The following is a 23,947-nucleotide window of genomic DNA, read 5'->3' as shown; positions in this document are numbered from 1 at the left end:
ACTATTCAATAAATTCATTAATGCCATGAGCAAAATCACGTAGCTCGTCTGTCACTACATAAGGAGAGTGAGTAGCAACTAGCAGGCCACTAATCTTTGCGTTTCGGATATCAGAAATTATTTTTTGCTGCCATCTTAATGACAGTGATAATTCAGGTTCATCAATAATTACAAACGGAGCATGATCCTCGACATAAAGATGAAATAATATCGAAACGATTTGTTTCTCACCTGATGATAAATTTCTTAGATCAGTAAACGTATTACTTTCATTAAACCGAAGTTTTAGAACATTTACATTTAAGTCGTACACAAGTGTTTTATACGGCTCAAGATATGTGTTGCAAATCCTGAGGTATTCTGTAAGTTTTGACGGCAACGGATCAATATTTGAGAGAGCGGACGATTTAACGATATCTCGTACCTTATAATAAATATCATCCATTCCAAATTCAATCAATTCGAGATATTTGTTTCTTCCCTTGATGTTCCATTTTTCTTGGTCTCTTATACTCCATAAGTCAGTAAAAATACGCTCATCGTTACCAAATTCATTGGCAAACTGATCATCATCAGCCGACGCAAATACATCCGTGGAGAGATTCTTGGAGTAAAAATCCTTCCGTAGATCGGTTACATACTGTTTCAACTTAATATTAATATCCGCAAATAGCTCCTCGATATCATGTTCTATTCGGCGATAAGTAGGTAGAAAGAGAACAAAGGTATCCCAGTTCAGATGAGAAGTGGGATTCCGAGCTTCGATTAGATAATTTACCACTCGAACAAGAAACCCGGGAGGGACATCATGTTTAATTGCAACATTCTCTAGCAAAGCAACATTAGACTTCAAATCCAGAGCATCATAATTAGGCAAAATTTTCGTAATAAAGTTTCGGTACGTCGGATACTGTTGAGCTATCTCACTTAACCCGTTAGACACCTTGCTACTTTTAAGATATGCACTTTTTTCAAACTCATAAACCCGATCATCTATAACGCAGCGAATTATATGAAAGTCAAAAGAACATAACCGTTCCCATTGTTTGGTCAAAAAATAGAACGTAATTCTAAGAATAGTACTTTTTCCTGCACCGTTCTTTGCGATGAGTATTAATGTGTTTTCACTTATCGGGATTTTCGTATTATACCGGCCATATAAGCCAATTATTTCCAATTGAGAAATATTCATATTTATAAGTGAATTTAACCTTTAAATTTTCGTCAAACCCTGTCTATTGGGAACAAAAACAAATATAACCTATAAAGTTATGAAAAATTATCCATTTTGTATATCTCTAATACTAGCTATTTCTAAGCTCAGTCCTACTGCCACTATCCCGCATAGAACGATTGATTTCCAACTCCGATACAACATATCTATTCTAGAAGCTTTAACAGGATGGTCTGCATAACATACACACTTGTTTCAAAACGTAACCTTAGCGAGGAGTTAAAATATCACCATATTCGCTGAATGATTTCAAATATCATAGTTAGCATTTTAACTCCGAATACAGATCGCAACAATAGCTACAGCAATGGACCTAATCACACATTAGACAATAAAAAAACGACCAAGTAAAAACATCTTTTACTTGATCATTTTTAAAGATCCCTTTAAAAAGAGTAACTTTTCAGTGCCCTCTAATTAAACCGGCCCCTGTTACTTATTAATCTTCTCAAAAAATATAGCCACACCTATTTCTTTTGGGCGCATTACCTCTTTCCCCAAAAAAAATCCTCTTTTGTCTGCTAAAGGATAGATCTGAATTGCCCCATCCACTTAACTTTTTAGGGATTGCATATTAAAAAATCCGCCCTAAGCCAGTAAGGCCTAAACGGATTAAAATTACCTCGTCAACGTTTCTGACTACTCTTTTACAACCCTCTGGGATTCCCGCTCCCACCACCAACTAATGCATACGCACTCGCATTACAGGCCAGGTGGCAAAGTCATTCTGCCGGCAGGCAGCTCCATTAACCCCGCGTCTTTATCAGTACTATCAGTTAACGAGGTCAGCAAGGTGATGGACGGGCAATATAAAATGGATAGCCTGTCGCCACGGAATGCCAATGACGAGGCCTTAATGATGCGCTACAACTATCCTGGCAATGAAAATGGAGATATCAGTGCCCAATCAACAGCTATCGCATTGTTAATGAATATGCCTGCTGTTCAAACCTTAACCGAACAAGCAAAGCTCTCTTTAATTAAAAACATAGCTTCCTCTCCAGACTTTACCAGTCTTGTCGGCCAGATTTCGACGAATCTTATGAGTGGTCGTGAGCTGTTGGATAGCACTAACAAGGAGTTATTGAATGCATTTATTAAGTTAGCAGTAACTGCATCCAATTTAAGAAGGGATGGTGTGTTTGAACAGCCCATTCTTATACATAAAGCCGGCAATAACGTTGTCTTTACCAATAACGGTGTTGCCGCATACTATTGGGTTGGTATTTATAAGGATGGAAATAAAATCACTTCCTTCTCCATTGAGGCGGCCAAACTTATTTCTAGTTCGCCACAGGATTTTGCTATGGATGCCGTAGACCTATTCGGCGGCCCTCCCTCTGTTACCTATGTATTAAAAGAGAATGGAGAATACCAGATTTACATCCGTTCCGGGCGGAAGTTGGACAACCTTGTTGAGAGCAGATTGGCCCTCGTACAAAATTAAACTTTCGCTACCTTGATCTGGTTAAGATAGCGGTAAAATCTGATTGCCCAGCTGTTGCAGCCGGCGTCATCAAAGCTCATCTTGAAGGGCTTGCTAATCTCTATGTTATCGGTGAAACTTCGCCCGGTGATTTTGAAGGGCTACTACTACAAATACTAAAAACTGTTTATAGTACGATTGACTTCAAGGAATGTGCAGCCAGCGAGGGTGCAACTTCCGCCGCTAAGCAGTTGCTAAAAATATTTGTTGGCTATTTAGAATTTGTTCAGAAAATTGGAGATATCATGAATCTTTCGCTTTCAGCCATCCATTTTGCAGGTGCCCACCCCAACCTCGACACCTGCTTTAAAGTAACATCAGGAACTACAACTGCCTGTGTGCAAACCGATGATTTCGTAGTGGGTTCATATTCTGGCTATGGTATATGGGCGGGGTATGAAACGCCTGGTAATGATGTAAAAGTAGGCATGGACCTACACATTGCATCAGTAGATGCCAATCATAAAATAAGCGGACCTTTAAGAATAGACATACACTCCAGCCGGGTATATGGGTACGTCAATGCCAACAGCATACAGTTTGAGTGGGGCCCGCCCGATGCCCTTCAGCTTTACCGGAACCTTCAGTGCTGATAAGAAAACCCATCGAGGGGCAGGGCGGGGCCGGAAATTATTATGCTCCGCGAAATGCCAACGGGCCGTTTAAGCTGGAACGAGTGCCATAAATTTACACAGTTAACTTAACACTCACTGGCCGAAGTTGGGGGAAGCCTACAATACCTTTGACCGCACTAATTAATAAATGCGTGACGTTGACTGGAAAACTAACATTCGCTTATTTCATTTGCAGCTTTAATAAAATTATATATGTTATTAACAAGTTCAATTGCCTTCTCACTTAATGTATCCCAACTATCCATAAAAGCAACTGCTGTTTCACAAAAATCCTTTTTACAGGCTATGGTACCGGAATCGCTCGCAAACTTTCGACTAGCGTTAAACTTTTCTTCAATAAATGACCCCATGCCAATATAGTCAAAATTCAATTCATTGACTTGTTTTGAATCCACAACAATTGTCTCAAGCTCTACATTATCCAACTTCGCTACAGTTTTTCTAACAATATCAAGACTAAGAATATTCTCAATTTCACGACACGGCAACTGATAGAAATTAACCCCTAGAATATTCCTTAAATCTCTTAACCTCTTTTTCTTCGCACTTGCCTTATCAGAATTCGTCCCATCCGTATCCGCGATCAAGAATATTTTATTTGATATGCTAGCCGCCTTTATCTGTTGTGTATCGACACTACTATCGAAATTCCAGTGCGTAATATTATTGCCACTATATTCTACAAATGAATAATGAATATCTTCCGAATAAGGAGCCCTACCATTTTCCTTCTCAAAAAGATCATTCATATATAGATCCAGGAACTTCTTAATATACAATCTATCAGTTATACCTTCAACCCAAATAGTACAATTTGAAATAAATACAGAAGAACTACGGACACCTAACAAATCTAATAATTTTAAATCGGACTTAACACTATGGTGAATTTCAAAAGTTGGATGCACATTATCACATGGTATTTTATTGAAGGTATAAACGGATATTTGATCGACATTTAGTGCAATGTCTAAAAAATGATTAGAGTGAGTAGTGAAGTAAAATTGGCAATGCTTAAATTCTTCATCTAATAAAGCCTCAAGAAATAAACGCTGAAATCCCGGATGCAAAAAATTTTCTGGCTCTTCTATAAACACCAAGGTCTCCTGATTTATTGATTCGAAGAAAATGGGATAAAATAGTGTAATAAGGGTCTGAATACCATCGCCTAAATTATAAATTTCTGTCTCTCTATCTTTATCAATTCCAATATGAAGAACTTCCGTTCGATAATTTGGAATCAAGGTTATTTCTCGACCTCCATAAAATTTCCTCCCAATATATTCTTCGAATCTCTTTACTCTTGCCCTTTCTTCTTTGGAACCAAGAAGCAACCTTTTTACCATTTCATAAATATCATGTCCAGTATGAACATTATCGATGGCCTTATGATAAATTGATGGCGCACTAAAGTATTCTTTTTTCAATCTATTCTTATATATATCCTCCGTTCCTAACGGACGTAGGCCTCTTAATATCGGTATATATATCCGATTATATCTCGAATTAGAACTTGAATTATCATAGCCTTTTATTTTATCGAAAACAATCTTAATATCAGATGCCCTTTCTTTGATCTCACTCAATATTTCATTAGGGGTTTTAATACCAATTTTTAAAGGAATTGAATTTCTTCTATCTGCTGGTATTTCTTTTAATCCTGACAAATAGTTGACATAATCCCCCAACCTTTTTATCTGCGTATAATTACCCTCCTCTTTTGTGAACGCTAATGAAGCGTCGGCCACTAATCTATTAAAAATGTCATCGAAGCCAATCTTTTTTCTATAATCATTTTCTTCAAACAGTTCGCAAATTTTCTTATAGCTTTCAATCACCAGAAGAATGACTTCTTCCAAGTTAGAATCTGAAAAATATTTGTATACATCTTGAGTATATAGTTTTCTCAAAAACCTACTCTTTCCCGAATTATTTTGGCCTATAAAAATATTAACTTTGTTAAGACCGCTTAAAATCTCATTTTTTGAAATCCCATTTTCATCTACTAGAATGACTTTATAGTCTTCATACCATTTTACCGAATCAGTTTCGGTTTTAGGTCTTGGGGAAAGATCTATTTTATATATCATTTATTATAAATTATGTACCATAATATACAAAATTAAATCAACAAGAGGCCCTTTTTAAAGACAATCAACAGCGACACGCCAACCAAATTGACGCTATTAGAATAATGTTTTATTTACCTTTAAACCAGGGTTTAAAATAGTTCTATTCAAAGATGAATTATTCAGATGCTTGTCTAGAATAAAACCGATTTAACTGATCTAATGACGCATACAATAACAGATCCATATGAAATACAAAATGTCATTGAAGATTATTGCATATTTCTGAAATGACACCGACATTAAATAACACTGTAAGGCAAGAACTAAAGGACTTCAATTATAGAGCAATTAAATTGCTGTTGCGAATCATCAACCTGAAATAGATTAATTTAATTAGCCCTTATCCATCACCTCTTCACCTCTAACTTTTTAAAGATCAGCATCATTTGGTTCGAGAATGTTCCGCTACTGGGCACAAAAGCGGAAAGGTCGGAGTATTCTCCGGCCTTTTGCTTTTTATGGTCGTCTGAGCCCGCTCTGGGCCTTGTTATCAGCTCGAGGATGATGTTTGGGGATCAAGTTGAAAACTTGGGGGATACGGATACTACGCATAGATTTTGGCTAGTCTGTAAAGGAAGAATTCAATATCTCTCACACCGCGTAATGCATTTCGGAAGGCTTTAATTTTGGCATTGAATGACTCCGCAGCGGCGTTGGTACTTCTGTTATCAAAGAAGTTGAGGATACCTAAATAATGTTGTTGAATAGTTTTGTCAAGCGTTTTAAAGGATCAAGTTGAATTCTTGGGGGATTTGTGTTTTTAAGCATAAATTTTAGATAGCCTGAATAAGAAGAATTCTACATCTCTTACTTGTAACAGCTAATACTTGATCTGACAGATTAATCAATTTGATTCGTAAGATCGTTTATAAAAACTATACATTTTTCATCGAAAAAAACTTCAGGTTGACGCTTTAGCTGTAGTATACAATTGGTCAATCTGTTTTTATTAGCAAGTTCTTTGCTATCTAACCAGGTTTGCATGGGTGTTTTTCCAAAGCAGTAACGCCCACTATGGGAGCGTTCTGTATTGTAATAGTGCAGCCACTTATCAAGATCCTCTGACATACACTGCAACCGTTTGTTAATCAATATAAAGCCAGTTCGATTCCGGCGAAGCCCTGGCAGCACAATTCACTATTTCCATAATTCTCTCTTATTCAGCTTAATAATAATAATAATAATAATGATCGCTATTGCAATAGGAATCACCTGGATTAGCCTGATAATAGCCATTATCAAAACAATCGTTCGCATCCCTATCCGAAGTGGGCGTTCATATCTGATAACCGGAAGCATTCTAAAACCCTAATTTGAGAGTGGGTTTACCAAGAAAGACTATTAATTTCGTAAAATGAGTATTTCAAACAAACAAGATCAATTTAACAGAATATTTGGCCTCAAAAATGGAATACGATTACATGTTGAGGATGATGAATTTATGCATAAAAACTTGTTTGGAGTGTCGGCGAACGATTTCATTATACTCTAATGAAGATATTTATTTTGACATAATTGATAATGACAAAGTGAATGCAGTGGCCGGAAAGCTTGACGGCTCCTATTACATTGGGATATACCGAGGGGCCATAAGAGTTTTTGACTCCCTAGCTAGGAAAATCGCATCTCACCCCGAAATTTTAGTTGATTTTGGTGATCCTTCAAAAGAAACTAATTCAAATAAGATATATAATGCTAATAAATCCGCTACTAGAGCTAATTTTCTGTTTTATATCAATTGGGTCCTGATATACTATCACATTCATTGAAGTAATGGATTTATCTTAATTATCTTTGCGGCATCTTAAACTCCGGGGATAAAATACAAACTATGAGACCTATACCTATTTGTAAGCCACTCTTCTTTGCTGCTAGTCTTTTAGCGTTTACGGCATGTCAGAAGAAAGAAAAAACAATTCCGGCAGCGCCGTCTGAGATTATAACGCCCGTGGATACAATGGTTTTCAATCCGATTATTGCAAGTATTTCCAGGTTTAATGGAGAGCTCCGTGACACTTTCATTTATGACGAAAATTACCGGCTTATTGAATACTATTATACTAATTACAGTCAAAATACTCCGCGCATCAGCGGAAAAAAAAACTTTGCCTACGATAAGCAGGGTAAACTTACCAGGGTCAGCTACCCTAATAATTATCACAGCACGGCAACTTACTATAAAGAAGACTCTCTGGTAATGACAGCCTTTCCAAGTAATTACAGGACCAGATATAAACTTGACACGAGTGGGCTGCCAATTAAAGTATATAATTACTACTACACTTCAGATACAATTCAAAGAATTAACTTTTCATGGGAAATTAATGCCTTTACCGGAAATGCAGACGTCCAAAGTAACTATTACTATCCCATACCCAACTATGATCCCCTACCATACTATAATAAAATAGAATACCATATATTCGAGTACAACAATATAGAGAACCCTTTGAATGCCATTGCCAGATACAATCCTGTATTTACGCATGAGCTTACGAATACACCGCACCTGATTCCTTCAATGAGCAGATACATGATGTCCGCGTATTATCGGAAAGACTTTTATGACAGAAACGTGCTGATAGAATCATACAAGTATACGTTAGATTCAATGGGAAAATATCCGGTTCGGCAGGTTGAATATTTTACTAACATTGAGGGTACGAAGGATTCCAACGTTGCTATATTTATATATAGGAATGCTAAGCAGTAATTCTTTCAGGTCTTGTTTATTCCTACCGTTTTTCATTCGGGTATGTAGTATGAGAGCGGGCAGCGATTGCTTCAACTAATAATGAAGGATTCGAAATAATAACGAGAGATGTGTTTATAACTAAGTCTGGTCAGCGGCGAAAAAACAGTATTCGATGTAATAAAACCATAATAATATTTCTTAAGGTTACACCACTTATAAGTTTTGTATTCCCATCATTGTCGTAGTTACGCTCTTCTTTATGAGATCAGTTGTAACTACGACTATCGATTGCTCCAGGCTCAACTAAACGACTCCCTGAACGCTGATGGTGATAACGCTGTCTTCGCCTCATACGTTGCCCTGTTGCATTTAGGAAGATTGTTTCTGGCCAGAGATCCATTGTAATCATCTGTGGTCCATGTGGATCAATCACCGTAATAATGCATTGATTACAATCAATGCTCCATAAATCGGGCTACCCGCACAAAATACTTGTCCTTATTTGCATAGGAGTCTAGTGCCGCCAGTTGATGTATGTAATTTTGCTGTAAACAATATTAAAATGAAAAGAATCTTAGTTACAGGTGCAACTGGAAAGCAAGGTAGTGCCGCAGTATATGAGTTGCTAAAAAACAATTTTGAGGTATTTGCACTTACCCGAAATCCTCAATCTTCAAAAGCCGATAATTTAAAAAAAGCAGGAGCAATTTTGGTGAAAGGCGATTTAGAAGATATTGAAGGTTTAAGTGACATATTTAAAAAAGTCGACGGGCTTTTTTTAGTCCTACCTCCTGTCTGGGTTTCCAGCAAAGAAACGGATGAGAAAGAAGCAGAAATTGGAATACAAGCAATCAAATTTGCAGAGGAACAAGGCGTTAAATTTGTTCTTTATTCATCAGTTCTTGGATCGGATAAACAGGATTTATTTAGACCAAAATTTAAATTTACAATCGAAAAACACTTATTAGAAAGCAATTTACAAGGAGCAGTAATTAGACCTGCTTCCTTTATGGAAAATCTACTTTTGCCAAGTTTCGGATTGGGAGAGAGCAAGTTTATCAATCCCCTACCTGAAGAAAAAGCGATCCCTTGGGTAGCCACCGGTGATATTGGAACTTTTGCCGGAATAATATTTCAGAATTATAAAGAATTCAATGGTAAAACAGTTGATTTTGGAGGTGAGCTTTTTACACCTAAACAAGTTTTAAAGCTATTGGAGGAGAAGTTGAACCAACCAATCAATTTCGTACAAGTACCCTTAGAAGTACTTTATCAACAAAGTGAAACATTTGCGAAGCTGGTTGAAATGATCGACAAAGAAGGTTATGCTCCTATCGACTACAAATTTATATCATCTTGGATGCCAAAGCTAACAGGCTTTGAACAATGGATGGATGAAATAGGAATCAAAAAAATAAAGGAATTACGTTCTAAAGATAATTAATCATCATTAAAATTATGATAAGTATTTTTTTACTCATGGCCGGAAGAAATTCCAGCCATTTTTTATATCCTAAAAAAACGTGTCTATACCACCATCATGGCGACCAAGTCCTTGCCTAAAGGGACAATAGGCACTAACGCTGGATTCTCACATTTTACAAAAGCTGATGAAACAAAGCTGAAATATTTCTGTAGGCAAAGGGAAACCATACTAATGGCTGGCTTTGAGATAGTGTCTGTTTAATGTTCTTTACACCTGCGAAAGTGTAAAACGCTATTTTAGCTAAAAACGCATTGTATCTGCGTTGCAAGGATCATGCTGTCTCAACTAATAAAGCAGATGTCTGAACGCTATTTTACTGTAATAGTATTCAGACACCTGCATGAAAAGACACCAATCACTTTCGGTCTGGGTGTTGTTTTATAATAAGATACTATTTTCCAGCACTCATTCCTCCACTACAGCTGAAGTGTCGCTTGTTTGCAGAAAACATAGTCCCTTCATATTCAAACATCTAAACAGATCCCAGATCACTTTATCTCCTTCCAACCTTACAAGTACATTACCAACCATCACTCCCGCAGTGTGAGCCTTTCCTGCCCGATTGGATAGACGTGATTTTAATTGTAGGTCATAATATCGACCAATTGCAACAGTCTCACAATTACACACATTTGCCTTTGGCGAGGCAATCTTAATAATTGGATTACCCTTTTGGGCGTATATGATATACACTGATTCAATGGAGTCAATACCACAAATCCTGTACCTTCCCTCTAAAATCGGAACCGAATCAACTCTCGTTTGAGAAAATCCTTGTTGAAAACATACAAGAAACACAAAAATAAAAAATAGCAAATTTTTCATGACCAATATTTGTTATGGGACAGGGTATGTATACAGTATATTATCCTTCTTACCCTTCATTTGATTAAAATAAATAATCGTACCTCCTGACACCGGCTGACTTACATGTTTTCCGTTTGCATCCTGATCATCTTCAAACTGCTCACCTGATTGTGGTACTGCAGTAGCATGCGCAATCTCATAAACACTTAAAGCTGCGCCCGATTGAGAAGACGCTTCATTAGTAGTTTGTGAGAGCCGTCCTGCTATGTAAGACTCCGTTACCTCGTGAAGCATATCTTTTCCTGGCTTTCCATAATAATTACTTTGGGATTCCAATTGATCAGGATTAACTTGTTGAAACGACACCGCCTTAGTAATACCATCTTGTGTTATCACATCAGTGCCAAGAAAAGCTCCACCTACCACAATTTCTCCGTTTGGGGTACTATTTTTTCCCGTAGCATTGACGTTAGCTATGACACTATGATCATCAATTGCATTCATAAGCTGTACCGCGTCTTTATCCGGAACCTTTCCATCTATCCTTTGGTAAGTCACCTTGCCAGTTGTACTCATGGACAGACTTAATTGCCCTGCCACAGACTTTTCCAATTCATTAAAGGCTTTATTTTTCATAGTCCCTCTAAGTATTACATCATTAGGCCCCATACCGTCCGGATCGATAAACCTTATAGGGTTATTAAAGGCATAATTATACACAGAATGCCGCCTCATTTTTTCAGCAAGGGGATCCACAACCTGCCACTTTCCAATTTGAATATCATACATCCTCGCTCCATAATCAGACCATTCCAAACCACTTCCATCTCCGAATTCCTTATTCTGTAATTCTTTACCATTGTATCTCATCCTATTCTCAGGATAATTCATTCCCTTCAACGCATTCGTAGAGATGCCCGCCATCGTCAATCCGTACGGATAATAATGCGTCTCCTCTAACAACGGCCCACTAATTGCTGCCACCGTAACATTATCAAAGAACACATCCTGCTGACTCTCATTGCTTGTATAAACATACAAAAATCCACTCTTTTCCACGGCCATTTTCCCGGCGCCAAGTTCCTGCAGTTCGTCCGGACTTGCTTTTACCTGATTTACGCCACTATTACCCTCTACTAATTTGAAATCATCATCGAATAAAACAAAGTTCAAATATGCCTTTGGTCGATCAGCCGGCCCATTGTCCTTGTTTTTCTCCTTCAAACGTTGATAGTTGTTATTATAAAAATCCGCATTAAAAGGCGTATTGTTAGAGACAACTTGAGCAGCGTGTGAACCATTTTCACCTACGCTACCAAAAGCCTGTACCAATCCAGCGACTATATCCTCTACCGGGGCTTTTGCTTTATTATCAGCGGGGCCCTCTGACTTATAGAACGCTTTTGCACCGATCTTCACTGTGTCCCCTGCCATTACACGTAGCACCAATGAAGGGCCGATCTTCTTCCCTCCTGCCTTTGCATTCAACTTAGCAACAAACTTGTTTTTTTCAGCAGTCTGATCATCGGGATAACCGGACGGTTTTTCAGCACGTGTATCCTCCACATTGCTAAATAATGCCACTTCCTTAGCCGCGGACTCAGTTTCCATAGTAGCAGCATACATTGTAAAGTCCGTCTGATCCGTCAGCACAGTTCTGGTATTTCCCAGATGGTCTTTCAGGAAGTAGTCGTATGCATAAACAACGGGATTACCAGGTTCGAACACGGCACGAATACGACCCTCCTCATGGGCGAGGAATTGCAGCGTATCGTTCTGGTAAACAAAACCTCCGATATAGGTAGTATTAGTTACTCTTCCAGGTGCCGATGTATTGTCCGTCACTATTTTCTGAAGCTTATTACCGCTGGCATCATACTTATATTGGATGCTTCCCTTGCCAGTAACAGTTATAACCTCTGGCAGACTAAGGTGATTGTATGTGATATTGGCAATGCTCTTGTTAAGGTCTTTTGTCATGCTGCCATTTGCATCGTAAACATAGTCATCACCAGAGGCATTGCCATTGATAAAATCACCCAACCCCGTGGTTGCAGTAGTAGTGCCGAGATCACCCACGGAGGCCAGCTTATTACTATTAGGCTGATAAGCGTAGGTCAACTGGTCTATAGTGGTGATAGTAGTACCCACCATCCCTTTCTGGGTCATAGCGCTGATGTTGCCATTGGCATCATAGGCTAGGTTGCTAACGGAAAAGTCCATTTGGTCTCTTGTCCAGTTAGTACTACCACTATTCTGTTGGGTGTAATCCGCTACTATTAAACGATTGGCATTATCATAATTGTAACCGTAAGAACGCTGGATGCCATTGCCCTTACTTTTCCATTTTATACCAGCGATATTGGCATTATACTGATTCGTGGAATAACCATAATCATAGCTTAGGTCCTGACCGAACCAGTTACTGGTACTACCAGCCGTGGCTACAAATCCTTTGTTGATGCTCTTCAGCCAGCCACGAAGGTTATATTCATAGTTCAACGTTTCCAGCTGTGTACTGGCGCCGGTAGCCCCGATCCTTTTTGTTTTCAGTTGCCCAAGCTCATCGTAGCTGTTATCTGTTATAATTTTGAGGGCGCCTGCATCGTTGAGTTGTTTCTGAACGGCTTTCACTCTCCGCGCTGCATCAAAAAGCTGTTGCGTCATGACCGTTGTCTGTTGTGTTACGCTGCTACGCGGATTATTATGTCGCAGATAAGTGCTGAGCAGTTTTCCGCTAAAGTCATATAGACTGGTTACAATGTCTTTTCCACCACTCACATTATCGGAGATCGTTTGCAGCGTGCGGCCTTTGTCTGTATAGTAGGTAGTACTGGTCAGCCACTGGTCTGTACCCAGTACCCGTATTTTATTACCGGTCACGAGCCCCTTCGTGGCGTTGCTGGTGCTGGAAACCACCTCTGCATAAGAGCTACCGTTATACTGCGGCTTGGTAAAATCTGCTGTTAATGCATTCTGCTTACCTGTAAAGCTATAATCATCATAAAATGTATATGTAAGCGGAGTCAATGCACTGGCAAGGATACTGGGCAGCGGGTTAGTCGCAGTAATACTGGTGGCACCCTGATTAGCAGATGGATCAACCTCCGCCAGCATTTCACCAGCTCCTGAGTCAAAACCACCTTGAAAAGTAATACTGTTCGTTGCTTCATACTCCGGCCTGCCGTCATGATTTGCTATTACCAGATCTGCTATGCCGGGAAAAGTATAGCTGATATCCTGAGTATTGCTTGTAGCGCTGTTCATACTGATTTGCAAGGCATCGCGGGTAGCAGAGGAGTTGTATAGCGCTGTCATGGTAGTACGGTTCAATGGATCATAGAAAGTCACCAACCATTGGTTTTTGCTTTTCAGATTACCATCACGACTGAATACCAAACGATCGCGTACGTCGTAGACCATTTCTATGACAGCGGCTCCTGGTATCTTTTTCGTCATCATGCGATTGCGACCGTCATACTGGTACTGAAAACACAGTTCATCAGCAATTTCCTGGGAAATAGTCCAATTGCTTTTAATTAATTCCACCGCTTTGGGAGGTATAACCGCCCGCAAATTTCCAAAATCATCATATACGTAATACGTACATAACCAGCCGGTATGCCCATCAGCCGCGCCAGCTGTTAACTCAACTCTTTTCAACACTACCCGGCCCTCTTTGTCCTTGAACTCAACTACCCGCATACCACTTTCACTTTTGATGGTTTGCTTATACAGGCTCCCTGCTGCATATGTCCGGCCTGTTCCGCTGGTAGGAATAGTACCTGAAGTGGGGATGTCCCATATCCTTACACCATCATTAGCTGTATTTACTTCATATTGCATCGTTATCGGACGATTACCGCCTTCTTTTGCCCAGCTATTGCCCGGCGCATAGGTTTTCAATACACGACCCAGAGGCGACGTTTCGTATTCCGTTTGCCCATAGTAAATACTTTCCCCGGTAGCGCCAGGGGCGAGAGTAGCATCTTGGTAAAAAGCTTTTTGCCCATTGAATGGATCAACTTTAAACTTGCCATCATTAGTATTGCCTGATTTAGGAACATAGGGCAAATACTGATATTGCTCGCGGCCAAAATCATCATATTTAACTGGTGCGACCAGGTCTTTACCCCCGGGGGTAATACCTTTGGAGACTGTTTGCAACGGCCTTCCCAAACCATCAAAATACTGAGTAGTTTGCGTTACCGCATTTATATCTGTAGATGCACTTACCGCTGCAGGATCAGAAGAAGGCATGCTGGGCTCCCAGGTACGAACGTAGTTGATCGTAGTGTTAGTATAAGACGAAGGTACCGTTGTTGCAGTAGCTGCAGGACGGCCACTGCTATTGGGAGCATTTTGTGCAGATACAAACTGGCTTCCTCCCAGCAGTATCAAACCTGCGCCTGTTTTTAGTATAGGTGATATAAATTTTTGCATGTTCATAGTTTAGAGAATTAACTACTGGGTGATAGGCTTTTGGTATTGATAATCATATTGCTTTACGATCTTGCCATTCTGATCCCTGATCAGTTTCAACCTGCCAAAACCATCATACTCATAGGTATTTGTTCTGCTGTTCGGATCAGAAACAGTAGTTACTCCATACAATGGAGAATAGGTATACGTATTGATAAGGGCATTCTTAAGTCTCGCATCAGAACGAAGTGGCGCAAGAAAACTGTTTATTGCAGCATCTGTAGGACTCACCTGGGCGCCGAAGTTAGAAACCGTCGTTGCCCCTCCAAGTATGCTTTCTACAGTAGCGTAATCAGCATTTTTGATCTCTGCTATAGGATATTGCTTATTATAGCCCCATACATAACATGTCACCATTCCATTCTCAGGACCCACAGCTTTAGGATTTCCCTTATTATCATAAGCATAGTATCTTAACCTAATTTCCGCGGGGCTGTTTTGTGTTTGCGTCTGAACCGTTTGTGGCAAAATGGAAATGGCATTATCCGGCCAGTTTTTCTTGTAATTCGTAGATAACTTCTTCTGCCTCATCTGGTTCACCTGCTGCTCCGTCTCGATAACAGGAGCAATCATGTTACGGCTCACCATATCCTGGTAAGGATCTGTCTGACCAGCAGTTACTTTATCCACCGGATAAGTATACACTTCCGCTACATCCTGATTCTTACTGTTGACAAACTTCTTTTTCTTTACGTAGTAGTAATTCGGGTCATATTCATAACCGCTGATAGTTGTAATGGTTTGCCCTGTTGAAGGGTCCCTTTCGGTAACAACAGTACTTTCAATATCTGTTCTTCCGGCCAAAGGCAGATAATCATTATACAAAAATGACACAGCCGGATAACCGGATACTTTAACTGACGTAAATCTTTCATTATAATTATCAGGTATGTTATATGACACCGGTGCAATGGAATAAGAAGTAAAGTTGCGCAACACGGCGGCATTGGAGTAATCAGGGTTCAATTTATTCGTATATCCATTTTCTGTTGTTTTAACAATATTATCATTCGCATCATAAACAACTTCTTTCGTTAAAGCTCCCCAGAACCAGGTGGCGTTTGTAGATGGTACGAAAGGAAACGTTCCAGCTGAACCTGTGCTTGCAGAGCTAAAGAACCGTTCAATTTTACCATTACTCTTACCATTATTCTTTAAATATTCGACCGTGCGCTTGTAGGCAACAGGGCTCCCGGCTGTATATAAAATATCATGAGCAGAAGAACTTTGACGAAGGCGTATCAGTGGCTGGCCTCCCTCATAGTTAATTCCATTCCCTATCGACACATTTAATAATCCCTCGTAACGAGTTGTGTAAGTGTAGGTGGGGTATGTCAACAAGGCGCCAGAGGATAAGCCATCTTCCGCCTTATATCCGTACTCTCTTGCTGTAGCCGGAACTGCGGAAATTCCGTCGTAATCGGCAATTTTCTTTGCCCGTAAACCGCCAACATATGGTTGTACGTGGCTATAGGTGACTGTATGTGACGTTTCCGACTGCTTCTCTCTCCATTTCAACTGGGCGATTGCACTATAAGTGCTGACGCTGAGCATACTGTAGTAGAACCTTGTCCGGTATTGAGTACCCTTTACAAGGTCCGGCAGGTTAAAGGTAAGGGACGATTGTGTCAAAGGGGAGGTAAAATCCCTTGATATCATTGCACTACCCGTAGGCGGAAAAATCTCGACTCTTACCACACAGAGTCCGCTGCAATTTTGTCCAAAGCTGGTTGGTTGCAGGGTTAAAGTAAATTCATTGGCATCCGGTGCACCGTCAAAAGTAAAATAGGTGTCCTGATAATCAGGCGTGCCATTGCTGGTATATAAATTATAGGATTGCCCTTTGTCAATGTAAGCGGGGCCTTCCACCACTACTGAAAAGTTTTGACTTAACCAACCGTCATAAGCCTCATTAGGCTCTAATTGAAATTCCGTCCAGCCGCCCGTAGGGTAAGTAATTTTATATAAAGAACCTGCCAGGCAACCAGTAGGGTCCGTATCCCGGTTAACACCCGGTAGTTCGAACAATCCGCCAACATTTTGCGCAAAAATCTCATGTGGTATTCTACCATTGCCCGAAACCGACCAGGTAGTTGGATAGCCCCAATGATCCTGGTGATTATCCAATCGTGCTGGTAAATTGGGTTTATAAAAAAATTGATAAGGAGCATCCTGTACTTCCGCATTAAGCCCTGCGAACGGTATTACCTTTAAAAGAGTTGCCCTGTTGCCAAGGGAATAATCCTGCTCAAGCATATACCCTCTTCCCAACTGCTTATTAGGGTCCTGGATTAATATTCGTGAAAGCAGATAATCATTTGGCAGGTCAGTTCTTGGAGTGGTATTGTAAACCATCTGAATATTAAGCCCATCAGGGAAAGAAATTTTCTTCAGCTTCTTTCCAAAAACCTGCTGGCGGTGAATGGATGTCGAGCCCAGTACCGTCTGACCAGAATAGGATCCGCTGGGATAAAGATCGGCAACCTCTGTTTCTGTAACAGAGGTTGTATAGTCGTTAATGTGAACATCGTCATACTCCAAGGTAATATTATCCTGACCAGACGAAGCCTGAATGGCTGTCAGATACCAGGAAGAATTAAACTGAGCATGGAGTCCAACTCCTGAAAGCGATGTTGTTTCAGTGGCATCGAAAATGTATTTCACACCATTTTCATCCGTGATTGTAAACTTTGTAATTCTGATCTCACCACCAGTATAGGTGGTTGTCTCTTTTTCTATCTTCACCTTTTGCGCATCTATCATTAAGATATCGCCGTTTCTTCCATAAACAAACCTTCCGGACCGTCCATTAAAATTAAAGGTGAAAAGGTCTGCCTCAATATCCAATGTCCTGTTATAGGCCTTCACAAAAGGTTTAAATGATGGAGCGGTTGCCGGACTATTCCCCGTAGCACCATCAAACCATGGCGTATTTAAAAACCCGTCCTGATCTTCATCAGGTGTGCCTTTCACCACCCTGGACACAACGCCTCCTGCATTGAGCGCCCACCCAAGACCGACATTCGACGCGACTTCTTCCACCCTTACTCCACCTGCATGATAATCTAGGGAAACAGGTAAAGACAAACCGTTGCTCTTGCTTGCATATTGGTATATAGGAATCGTTAACTGCGGGATCCCGGTTGCCGGTCCTACTGGTACATTGCCAAATTTAGTAAGCGCTGCTGCATTGGGAGATGGTGGCACCGGGCTGTCAAATCCCGGATTAAGATTATTGTTTACCTGACCAAACGAATTCATGACAAAAGCAGTCAGGATACACGGTATTAGGATCTTCTTCATATCAAACTAATATATCTACTCTTAAAAATTTCTTTCTCCTAACCCTGGCAAGACTATGTCGATTACCATAAACAGAGCTATGATAATCCAACTATCTATATGTATAAGGCTAAGATCTAAACCGGAATTGCAATTTCGTACGAACAAAGTATAGGTAACCACAACGGCTATTGGGCAACATAAAACTTTAACTACTTCAAAGGTTAAAAAACAACATTAAAAATCACATACCACATTCGTTGTACAATTATGCTATTACTAATCCCACTTTCCATACAAAGAACGTAACTAAAAACGCATTGTATCTACGTCGGAAGGACCAGGCTGCTGCAACTAATAAAGCAGGATCTTTAATGCTATCGTAATGAAATAGCATTCAGAGACCCCGCATGAAAAAAATATTATCGCTCAGGATCAATCGAATTGAACATCTTTGTCAACTTGTCCTTTCCTATTTTCTTACCGGTGTAATGGACATAATAGTTCGGCTGTCATATAGGCGATAAAGCAATTTGAAATTCTTATCACCCCAAAAATATCTGATGGTGATCCTCTCATCATCAGATGCCGGCTTTTTTGATCTGTAGTTATCTCCCCAATAATACATAATGTTTACGGGCAACAACCTCACTACATTTTCCACAGTCGGCGTTTCATTGTCCCGCTTCACACTTTGCAATACTGTTATGCTATCCGCTATTGCCATCAGATAATTAAAACCCTTTTCCCAATTTCCAAGCTATACCCGTTCAAATGATTACGGGTTACAAATTCAACATTAACGGTACTGGCAGAAGGAAAAAACAAGGCCTCATTCTTAGAATAATAAAAGACAAGGTATCCCCGCTGATTATGTATTATATTCCCTTTCGGCACAAACAGGGTTTGATTGCATGAAATGAAAAACAATAAAGATACAAATATTATAAAAGCCTTCATGTGGATATAGTATATACTAATCAAATAAGTCACCCTGAGAGAGCATACAACTTTCCAATATTTAGGTAACGAATCCATTTGTATAGGCTTATAATCTGATTATTGGTTACTTAACATATCAAAAGGTAACATTTTACAGGAGGATCTACGTCATTTTGCATATAACTTACTTATTATCAATGGTAACACTGTAGTCCTTAATGATATCTATATGAATATTTTGACTGGATGTCAGTCTTGCTTTTTATTTTATTTGATTTACGGGCCATTCCTGTTTCATTTCTGAGATGTAGCTAACAATGTTCTTTTCGCCCAGAATGTTTTTCCCAGTTAGGTGTTTGCGATGGTCGAGTCCCCATGAGAGTAATGTGAAGATGACATTTTCCAGGGTCTTGCCATGGTCAGTCAGTGTATATAAGACGGTTATAGGGCGGGTGTTTTGGACGGTGCGCGTAATAAGATCATTCAGTTCCATTTCACGAAGTTCTTTGGTTAGGGTTTTGGCGGAAATGCCATGTACATGTCGTACGATATCGAGGAAGCATAAGCTGCCACGTTGCAGGAGTATACAGAGAACGTGGATTGTCCATTTTCCGGATAGCATGGATACGGCGTCTTTGATGGCAAGGTGATTATACGCGCACGCTGTGATTGGTGGGATATTATCTTTCCGCTTCATGTTACAAAGGTAGTTATTGTTTAGATTAGTTACCTGTGAGGAACCAGTTTCCTGGAGGTAAGTGATAGTACTGAGGAGGATTTAAGGGAATAGTTTTGCAGATAAAAAAAGTATGCGCACAATTCGTATGGAAAGATTTGGAGGACCGGAGGTATTGATAGTTGCAGATGGGCCGGAGTTGAGAGCCGGAGTAGATCAGGTGTTAGTAGCTGTGGAGGCATGTGGGGTAGGATTAGTGGATGTGATTATTAGAAGTGGGCAGTATCCGGGGCTGGTACCGGCGGAGCATTTGTTGGGGATTGAGGCGGCGGGAAGGGTTATAGCCGGGCCGGCTTATTGGATAGGCAAACGGGTGTTTGTGAAGGCGAATGATGGTGGGTGTTACGCAGAGCAGATAGTGGCTCATGTTAAAGATATCTGTGAGATACCAGAAGGATTGTCTGCTGAGGAGGCGGTAGCATTGGGCATCAACGCGTTGGTAGGTTATTTTTCTTTGCGGCAGGGGCATTTAAACCCAGGAGATGTTGTGTTGGTAAGGGGTGCCGGTGGTGGCATTGGTGTGACGGCGATACAATTGTCCCTGGTAAGTGGTCTTAGAGTTATTGCATCGAGCAGATCAGAGGATAAGCGACGGAAACTGGCGAAGATCGGCGTATTGGAGTTTGATAATAATCTGCAAGAGGTGGATGGCATTATTGATCCGGTGGCGGGGGAAACCATCGCTGGTTTCATTGGACGGTTAAAGGCGAATGGCAGGTATGTAATAAATGGAATAGCCGGAGGGTTTCCACCAGTAGAATTTGGGATGAGTTTATTGCAGGGGTATCAACGGTCGTTAGGGATTTCATTTCTGAGTTTGAATTCTATTGGTAAAGAAGATATTGTGACAGCTATGGAGGATATTTTCAGGTTGGCGATGGAGAAGAAGGTTACGCCAGTGATTGATAAAGTTTATGCTTTGGCTGAAGTCGCGGAGGCTCACAAACGATTAGAATCTGGGGCGGTATTTGGGAAGGTGATTTTGAAGGTTTAATAGAAAGGACTCAGATGGTGAATCCTAAGTACAAGCCAGTGAAGGCGATGTGAATCATTTTTGATGAAGATGTAATTCCTTTACAATCAAAACGAATTGGTTCCGGGTAGAGCGGATCGTTACCTCCCCGCTCCCCCACAGACCCGTACGAGCGGATTTCCCGCATACGGTTCCTCTATTTACGGTTTCGCTAATCGGTAGCTGTGATAGACCTTCGGTCTTACAAGGGGTATCCATTCCATCGTGAGCTTTCTTATCTTTTCCCATGTCCAGACATGCTTACCTCCGCGATGGTTTAGCCATTTATAGAGCAAGCATTTAGTCCGGTTATAATACGTATGCAGCTTCCTGATATTGAATGTTATACCATAATAGGCATAGTGGCCGCGTAGCTTCTGGTTTAGTGATGCTACAAGTTCAGCTATGGGTAGCTTGTGTCTATAGAACTTGATCCAGTCACTCAGCCGTTTCAAAGCTGCATTCAGTTTCTTACTGCTTGTTCTACGCTTAAGAATACGTTTTCCATTTCGGCTTTTACTTATATAGTGAGTAAAACCTAAGAAGTCAAACGTGGTTCGGGGATGGCCTTCTCCATCATCGTTCAGGTCTATTAATCTAGTCTTGTCCGGATGTAGGGTCAGCCCGTATTTACTTAATCGTTTGGGTAAAACTTCCATCACTCGTAATGCATCTTCCTTGTTGGTAAATCCCAACAAAAAGTCATCTGCAAAACGGATCATAAAGCTGTCATCCTTCAGTAATCGCTGGATTTGATCTTTGAACCAGGTATCCAGTACATAGTGCAGGTAAATGTTACTTAGTAACGGAGATATTACTCCTCGTACACAATTGGTAACTTTTACTATTCTTCTCATTCTTAGCCTCTTTTAAAGGTATGGAGTGCTTGATATCTATAATATCATCGCCAACCACAACTTCCTTTACCAGTAGTCTTAGAATCTTCTTTTTCTCCTTTATGTCCAATTGTTTTACATTCAATCCTAACTGACTGGTAAAACTTTCCGCATCCAGCAATTGAAGCCGCTGATCCAATGCCAGTTCATGATTTTTTAGGCTCTCCAGCTCCTTATCTATCGTATTTATCCGCTTTTGTAAATCAGGCATCCTTTTTCGCAGCTGAACAATTGTAATAAGACCTTCCTGGTAGGCATCCAACAACTTATCCATCGACTGCAATAATTTGGTACGCTGCTTCACTATGATTTCCTTTTGTTTTATTACAGGACTCGCTTTTTTGGTCTCCTCTACACGTTTTTCCACTTCTCTTTGGATCAGCTTTGGTTCTTCCAGCAACGCCACTAGTTGTTGCCATACAATATTGTCCAGGTAATCCTGCCTAATTGGTTTGCAATTGCACTTACGCACTCCTTCAAAACGGTAAGCATCTGAACCAAAGCACCGATAATAGTATATCTTCTTTTTTGCTGATGTGGTTGTATGCGTCCTGTATAAAGAATAACCACATTCGCTGCACACCATCATTCCCTGAAGCAATGTTTCCACTTTTGTGTTCCGCTGGGAATGAAGCTTATTATTCTTTAGTCTTTCCTGCGCAATATCAAACGTCTCCTGGCTGATTATCGCAGGGACAGCTATCTCAATCCATTCTTCCCTCGGTTTCTCTCTGTTACAACCACTTTGAGCCACAAAACCTCCTTGGGCCCTCAATGGTTTGGTGATCCGCTGCCGTTCAGCATGTTCTGTTTTACCATAGCATGCCTTTCCACAGTAAGCCGGATTTCGTAACATTGCCCAGATAACGGACCGTTCCCATTTGCCTATATTCTTCCTTGTTGGTATTTTCTCCGAAGTAAATTTTCTTGCAACTGTACCTATACCACAAAAATCTTCTGTATACATCCGAAACATTTCTCTTACAACCGAAGCTTCCTGCTCATTAATTTCATAGTATGCGGATGTATCATCTGTCTTCTTGATATAATTATAGCCATACGGCGCTCCGCACAATACACTCACCACACCCGATTTTGCTTTAAATCGTTTCCCCCTGCGTGATCGCTCTTTAATAATAGCCCGTTCGTATTCGGCTATCATGCCCTGGAATTGCAACAATAAGGCTTCCTCTGGGGTATCTGCTTTCGGTGAGTTGATAAATAATACTTCTGTACCGCATGACGCAAATTCATCCATGAGTACTACCTGGTATGCATAATTACGGCTTAATCTGTCTGGACTGTATATTAATACTGCCTGTATCTGCCCCTCAGCACTTAGATCTCTTACTCTTTCAAGACCGGGGCGAACCAATATGGCTCCGCTGTACCCTTCATCTCTAAATATATATTCCTCTGGTACAAGATAGCCCTGTTCCTGGGCAAAATGCAATAATTCATCCACCTGGCTACCTATCGTCTTTTTATCCTTTTGCTGATCGGACGATACTCTCGTATAAATCGCTGCTGTTTTCATATACTGAAGTTTGTTCAGTTAATTCATCAGGATTTTGTTCACTGAAAACAACCGGCCTACCTGCCGGAACAAGGAGATGATATACCTGTGAGAGCTTTTGCTCCCACAACCGATCATAGTTAAATGATTCCTTAACTTGTCTCTCCTTCTTTGACATGCTCCTTCTTTGCTAAAAATTCTTCCAGCGCAGTATGGACCACTCTGCTGATCGACAAACCTTTGGATTCGGATAGCTTCTTTATTCGTCTGATCAGTGTCGGTGGCAATTTGACCGTAAATACTACGGAACTCTCCGGTATGGCCATCTTCTCGTTGATCTCTCTGGCTAATTGAATATAACGATATGCCTGAATTTGGGACACTCCATATTTCTTCATCAACAGCTCCACTATATGTGGCTGAGGTTTGTTCTTCTGAAGCAAAGAAAATGCCTGGTTGATGCGTTTGACCAACTCGGAATTCTGCGATCTTTCCATTTATCATAAATGTAATACTTTTTATGATATACATAAACTTAAAACTTCCCCCTTTTAATAGGTATTCTCCTTAAAAACTCAATGTTTGTGGGTGTGTACGTGGAGCTAA

At 40.3% G+C, this 23,947-nt stretch carries 13 protein-coding genes and 2 pseudogenes; 5 read left to right on the top strand and 10 right to left on the bottom strand.

Annotation, left to right across the window (positions count from 1 at the left end; all coding sequences use genetic code 11):
• Position 1 precedes the first annotated feature (1 nt).
• Positions 2 to 1,192: an AAA family ATPase gene (locus F3I09_RS29090; RefSeq protein WP_149698573.1), complete on the bottom strand. Its 1,191-nt coding sequence runs from the start codon at positions 1,190 to 1,192 to the stop codon at positions 2 to 4.
• A gap of 727 nt (positions 1,193 to 1,919) precedes the next feature.
• Here F3I09_RS29090 and F3I09_RS29085 point away from each other — a divergent pair.
• The gene (locus tag F3I09_RS29085; protein ID WP_149698572.1) at positions 1,920 to 2,681 is read left to right on the top strand and encodes a hypothetical protein; all 762 of its coding nucleotides are present in this window, start codon (positions 1,920 to 1,922) and stop codon (positions 2,679 to 2,681) included.
• Between the two features lie 284 nt (positions 2,682 to 2,965).
• The gene (locus F3I09_RS29080) at positions 2,966 to 3,313 is read left to right on the top strand and encodes a hypothetical protein (protein ID WP_149698571.1); all 348 of its coding nucleotides are present in this window, start codon (positions 2,966 to 2,968) and stop codon (positions 3,311 to 3,313) included.
• A gap of 191 nt (positions 3,314 to 3,504) precedes the next feature.
• Here F3I09_RS29080 and F3I09_RS29075 read toward each other — a convergent pair whose 3' ends face one another.
• The 3 genes and pseudogenes from F3I09_RS29075 to F3I09_RS34505 all read right to left on the bottom strand — a co-directional run.
• Positions 3,505 to 5,445 carry an ATP-binding protein gene (locus tag F3I09_RS29075; protein WP_149698570.1) on the bottom strand — a complete coding sequence of 647 codons (1,941 nt, stop codon included), beginning with the start codon at positions 5,443 to 5,445 and terminating at the stop codon, positions 3,505 to 3,507.
• Positions 5,446 to 6,031: 586 nt separating this feature from the next.
• Positions 6,032 to 6,202, bottom strand: a pseudogene (locus F3I09_RS29070) (transposase); the annotation flags it as partial.
• 125 nt (positions 6,203 to 6,327) lie between these two features.
• A pseudogene (locus F3I09_RS34505) lies at positions 6,328 to 6,546 on the bottom strand (hypothetical protein); the annotation flags it as partial.
• Between the two features lie 772 nt (positions 6,547 to 7,318).
• Between F3I09_RS34505 and F3I09_RS29060 the strand changes: the two are divergent.
• Positions 7,319 to 8,200, top strand: a complete 882-nt coding sequence (locus tag F3I09_RS29060; protein ID WP_149698569.1) for a hypothetical protein — start codon at positions 7,319 to 7,321, stop codon at positions 8,198 to 8,200.
• 544 nt (positions 8,201 to 8,744) lie between these two features.
• On the top strand, positions 8,745 to 9,626 hold the full coding sequence (locus tag F3I09_RS29055) for an NmrA family NAD(P)-binding protein (RefSeq protein WP_149698568.1): 882 nt from the start codon (positions 8,745 to 8,747) through the stop codon (positions 9,624 to 9,626).
• Positions 9,627 to 10,505: 879 nt separating this feature from the next.
• On the opposite strand, the gene F3I09_RS29050 is transcribed toward F3I09_RS29055, so the two are convergent.
• The 3 genes from F3I09_RS29050 to F3I09_RS29040 all read right to left on the bottom strand — a co-directional run bounded on the left by F3I09_RS29050 (position 10,506) and on the right by F3I09_RS29040 (position 19,878).
• Positions 10,506 to 14,918, bottom strand: a complete 4,413-nt coding sequence (locus F3I09_RS29050) for a DUF6443 domain-containing protein (RefSeq protein WP_149698567.1) — start codon at positions 14,916 to 14,918, stop codon at positions 10,506 to 10,508.
• Between the two features lie 21 nt (positions 14,919 to 14,939).
• Positions 14,940 to 18,260: an RHS repeat domain-containing protein gene (locus tag F3I09_RS29045; protein ID WP_149698566.1), complete on the bottom strand. Its 3,321-nt coding sequence runs from the start codon at positions 18,258 to 18,260 to the stop codon at positions 14,940 to 14,942.
• Positions 18,261 to 19,443: 1,183 nt separating this feature from the next.
• Positions 19,444 to 19,878, bottom strand: coding sequence for a helix-turn-helix domain-containing protein (locus F3I09_RS29040; protein WP_149698565.1), 435 nt, complete (start codon positions 19,876 to 19,878; stop codon positions 19,444 to 19,446).
• A 112-nt stretch (positions 19,879 to 19,990) separates the two neighbouring features.
• On the opposite strand from F3I09_RS29040, the gene F3I09_RS29035 reads away from it, so the two are divergent.
• Positions 19,991 to 20,911 (top strand): zinc-binding dehydrogenase, encoded by a 921-nt coding sequence (locus F3I09_RS29035; RefSeq protein WP_149698564.1) that lies wholly within the window; start codon positions 19,991 to 19,993, stop codon positions 20,909 to 20,911.
• 179 nt (positions 20,912 to 21,090) lie between these two features.
• Here the strand turns inward: F3I09_RS29035 and F3I09_RS29030 are convergent, their stop codons facing one another.
• The 3 genes from F3I09_RS29030 to F3I09_RS34500 all read right to left on the bottom strand — a co-directional run bounded on the left by F3I09_RS29030 (position 21,091) and on the right by F3I09_RS34500 (position 23,838).
• Positions 21,091 to 21,786, bottom strand: a complete 696-nt coding sequence (locus F3I09_RS29030; RefSeq protein WP_149698563.1) for a reverse transcriptase domain-containing protein — start codon at positions 21,784 to 21,786, stop codon at positions 21,091 to 21,093.
• Positions 21,725 to 23,362, bottom strand: coding sequence for a recombinase family protein (locus tag F3I09_RS29025; protein ID WP_149698562.1), 1,638 nt, complete (start codon positions 23,360 to 23,362; stop codon positions 21,725 to 21,727). The genes F3I09_RS29030 and F3I09_RS29025 overlap by 62 nt, the downstream gene beginning before the upstream one ends.
• Positions 23,363 to 23,493: 131 nt before the next feature.
• A complete protein-coding gene (locus tag F3I09_RS34500; protein WP_223233128.1) occupies positions 23,494 to 23,838 on the bottom strand; it encodes a ribbon-helix-helix domain-containing protein in 345 nt (114 codons plus the stop codon).
• Between the last annotated feature and the right edge of the window lie 109 nt (positions 23,839 to 23,947).

The sequence above is a fragment of the Chitinophaga sp. CF418 genome, assembly GCF_900142925.1.
Lineage (GTDB): Bacteria > Bacteroidota > Bacteroidia > Chitinophagales > Chitinophagaceae > Chitinophaga.
This window is presented reverse-complemented; position numbering and strand designations above follow the sequence as displayed.

Bases quoted from the DNA above. Each gene is read 5' to 3' on its own strand.
- F3I09_RS29090 (WP_149698573.1), bottom strand. From the start codon at position 1,192: ATGAATATTTCTCAATTGGAAATAATTGGCTTATATGGCCGGTATAAT.
- F3I09_RS29085 (WP_149698572.1), top strand. From the start codon at position 1,920: ATGCATACGCACTCGCATTACAGGCCAGGTGGCAAAGTCATTCTGCCG.
- F3I09_RS29080 (WP_149698571.1), top strand. From the start codon at position 2,966: ATGAATCTTTCGCTTTCAGCCATCCATTTTGCAGGTGCCCACCCCAAC.
- F3I09_RS29075 (WP_149698570.1), bottom strand. From the start codon at position 5,445: ATGATATATAAAATAGATCTTTCCCCAAGACCTAAAACCGAAACTGAT.
- F3I09_RS29060 (WP_149698569.1), top strand. From the start codon at position 7,319: ATGAGACCTATACCTATTTGTAAGCCACTCTTCTTTGCTGCTAGTCTT.
- F3I09_RS29055 (WP_149698568.1), top strand. From the start codon at position 8,745: ATGAAAAGAATCTTAGTTACAGGTGCAACTGGAAAGCAAGGTAGTGCC.
- F3I09_RS29050 (WP_149698567.1), bottom strand. From the start codon at position 14,918: ATGCAAAAATTTATATCACCTATACTAAAAACAGGCGCAGGTTTGATA.
- F3I09_RS29045 (WP_149698566.1), bottom strand. From the start codon at position 18,260: ATGAAGAAGATCCTAATACCGTGTATCCTGACTGCTTTTGTCATGAAT.
- F3I09_RS29040 (WP_149698565.1), bottom strand. From the start codon at position 19,878: ATGAAGCGGAAAGATAATATCCCACCAATCACAGCGTGCGCGTATAAT.
- F3I09_RS29035 (WP_149698564.1), top strand. From the start codon at position 19,991: ATGCGCACAATTCGTATGGAAAGATTTGGAGGACCGGAGGTATTGATA.
- F3I09_RS29030 (WP_149698563.1), bottom strand. From the start codon at position 21,786: ATGAGAAGAATAGTAAAAGTTACCAATTGTGTACGAGGAGTAATATCT.
- F3I09_RS29025 (WP_149698562.1), bottom strand. From the start codon at position 23,362: ATGAAAACAGCAGCGATTTATACGAGAGTATCGTCCGATCAGCAAAAG.
- F3I09_RS34500 (WP_223233128.1), bottom strand. From the start codon at position 23,838: ATGGAAAGATCGCAGAATTCCGAGTTGGTCAAACGCATCAACCAGGCA.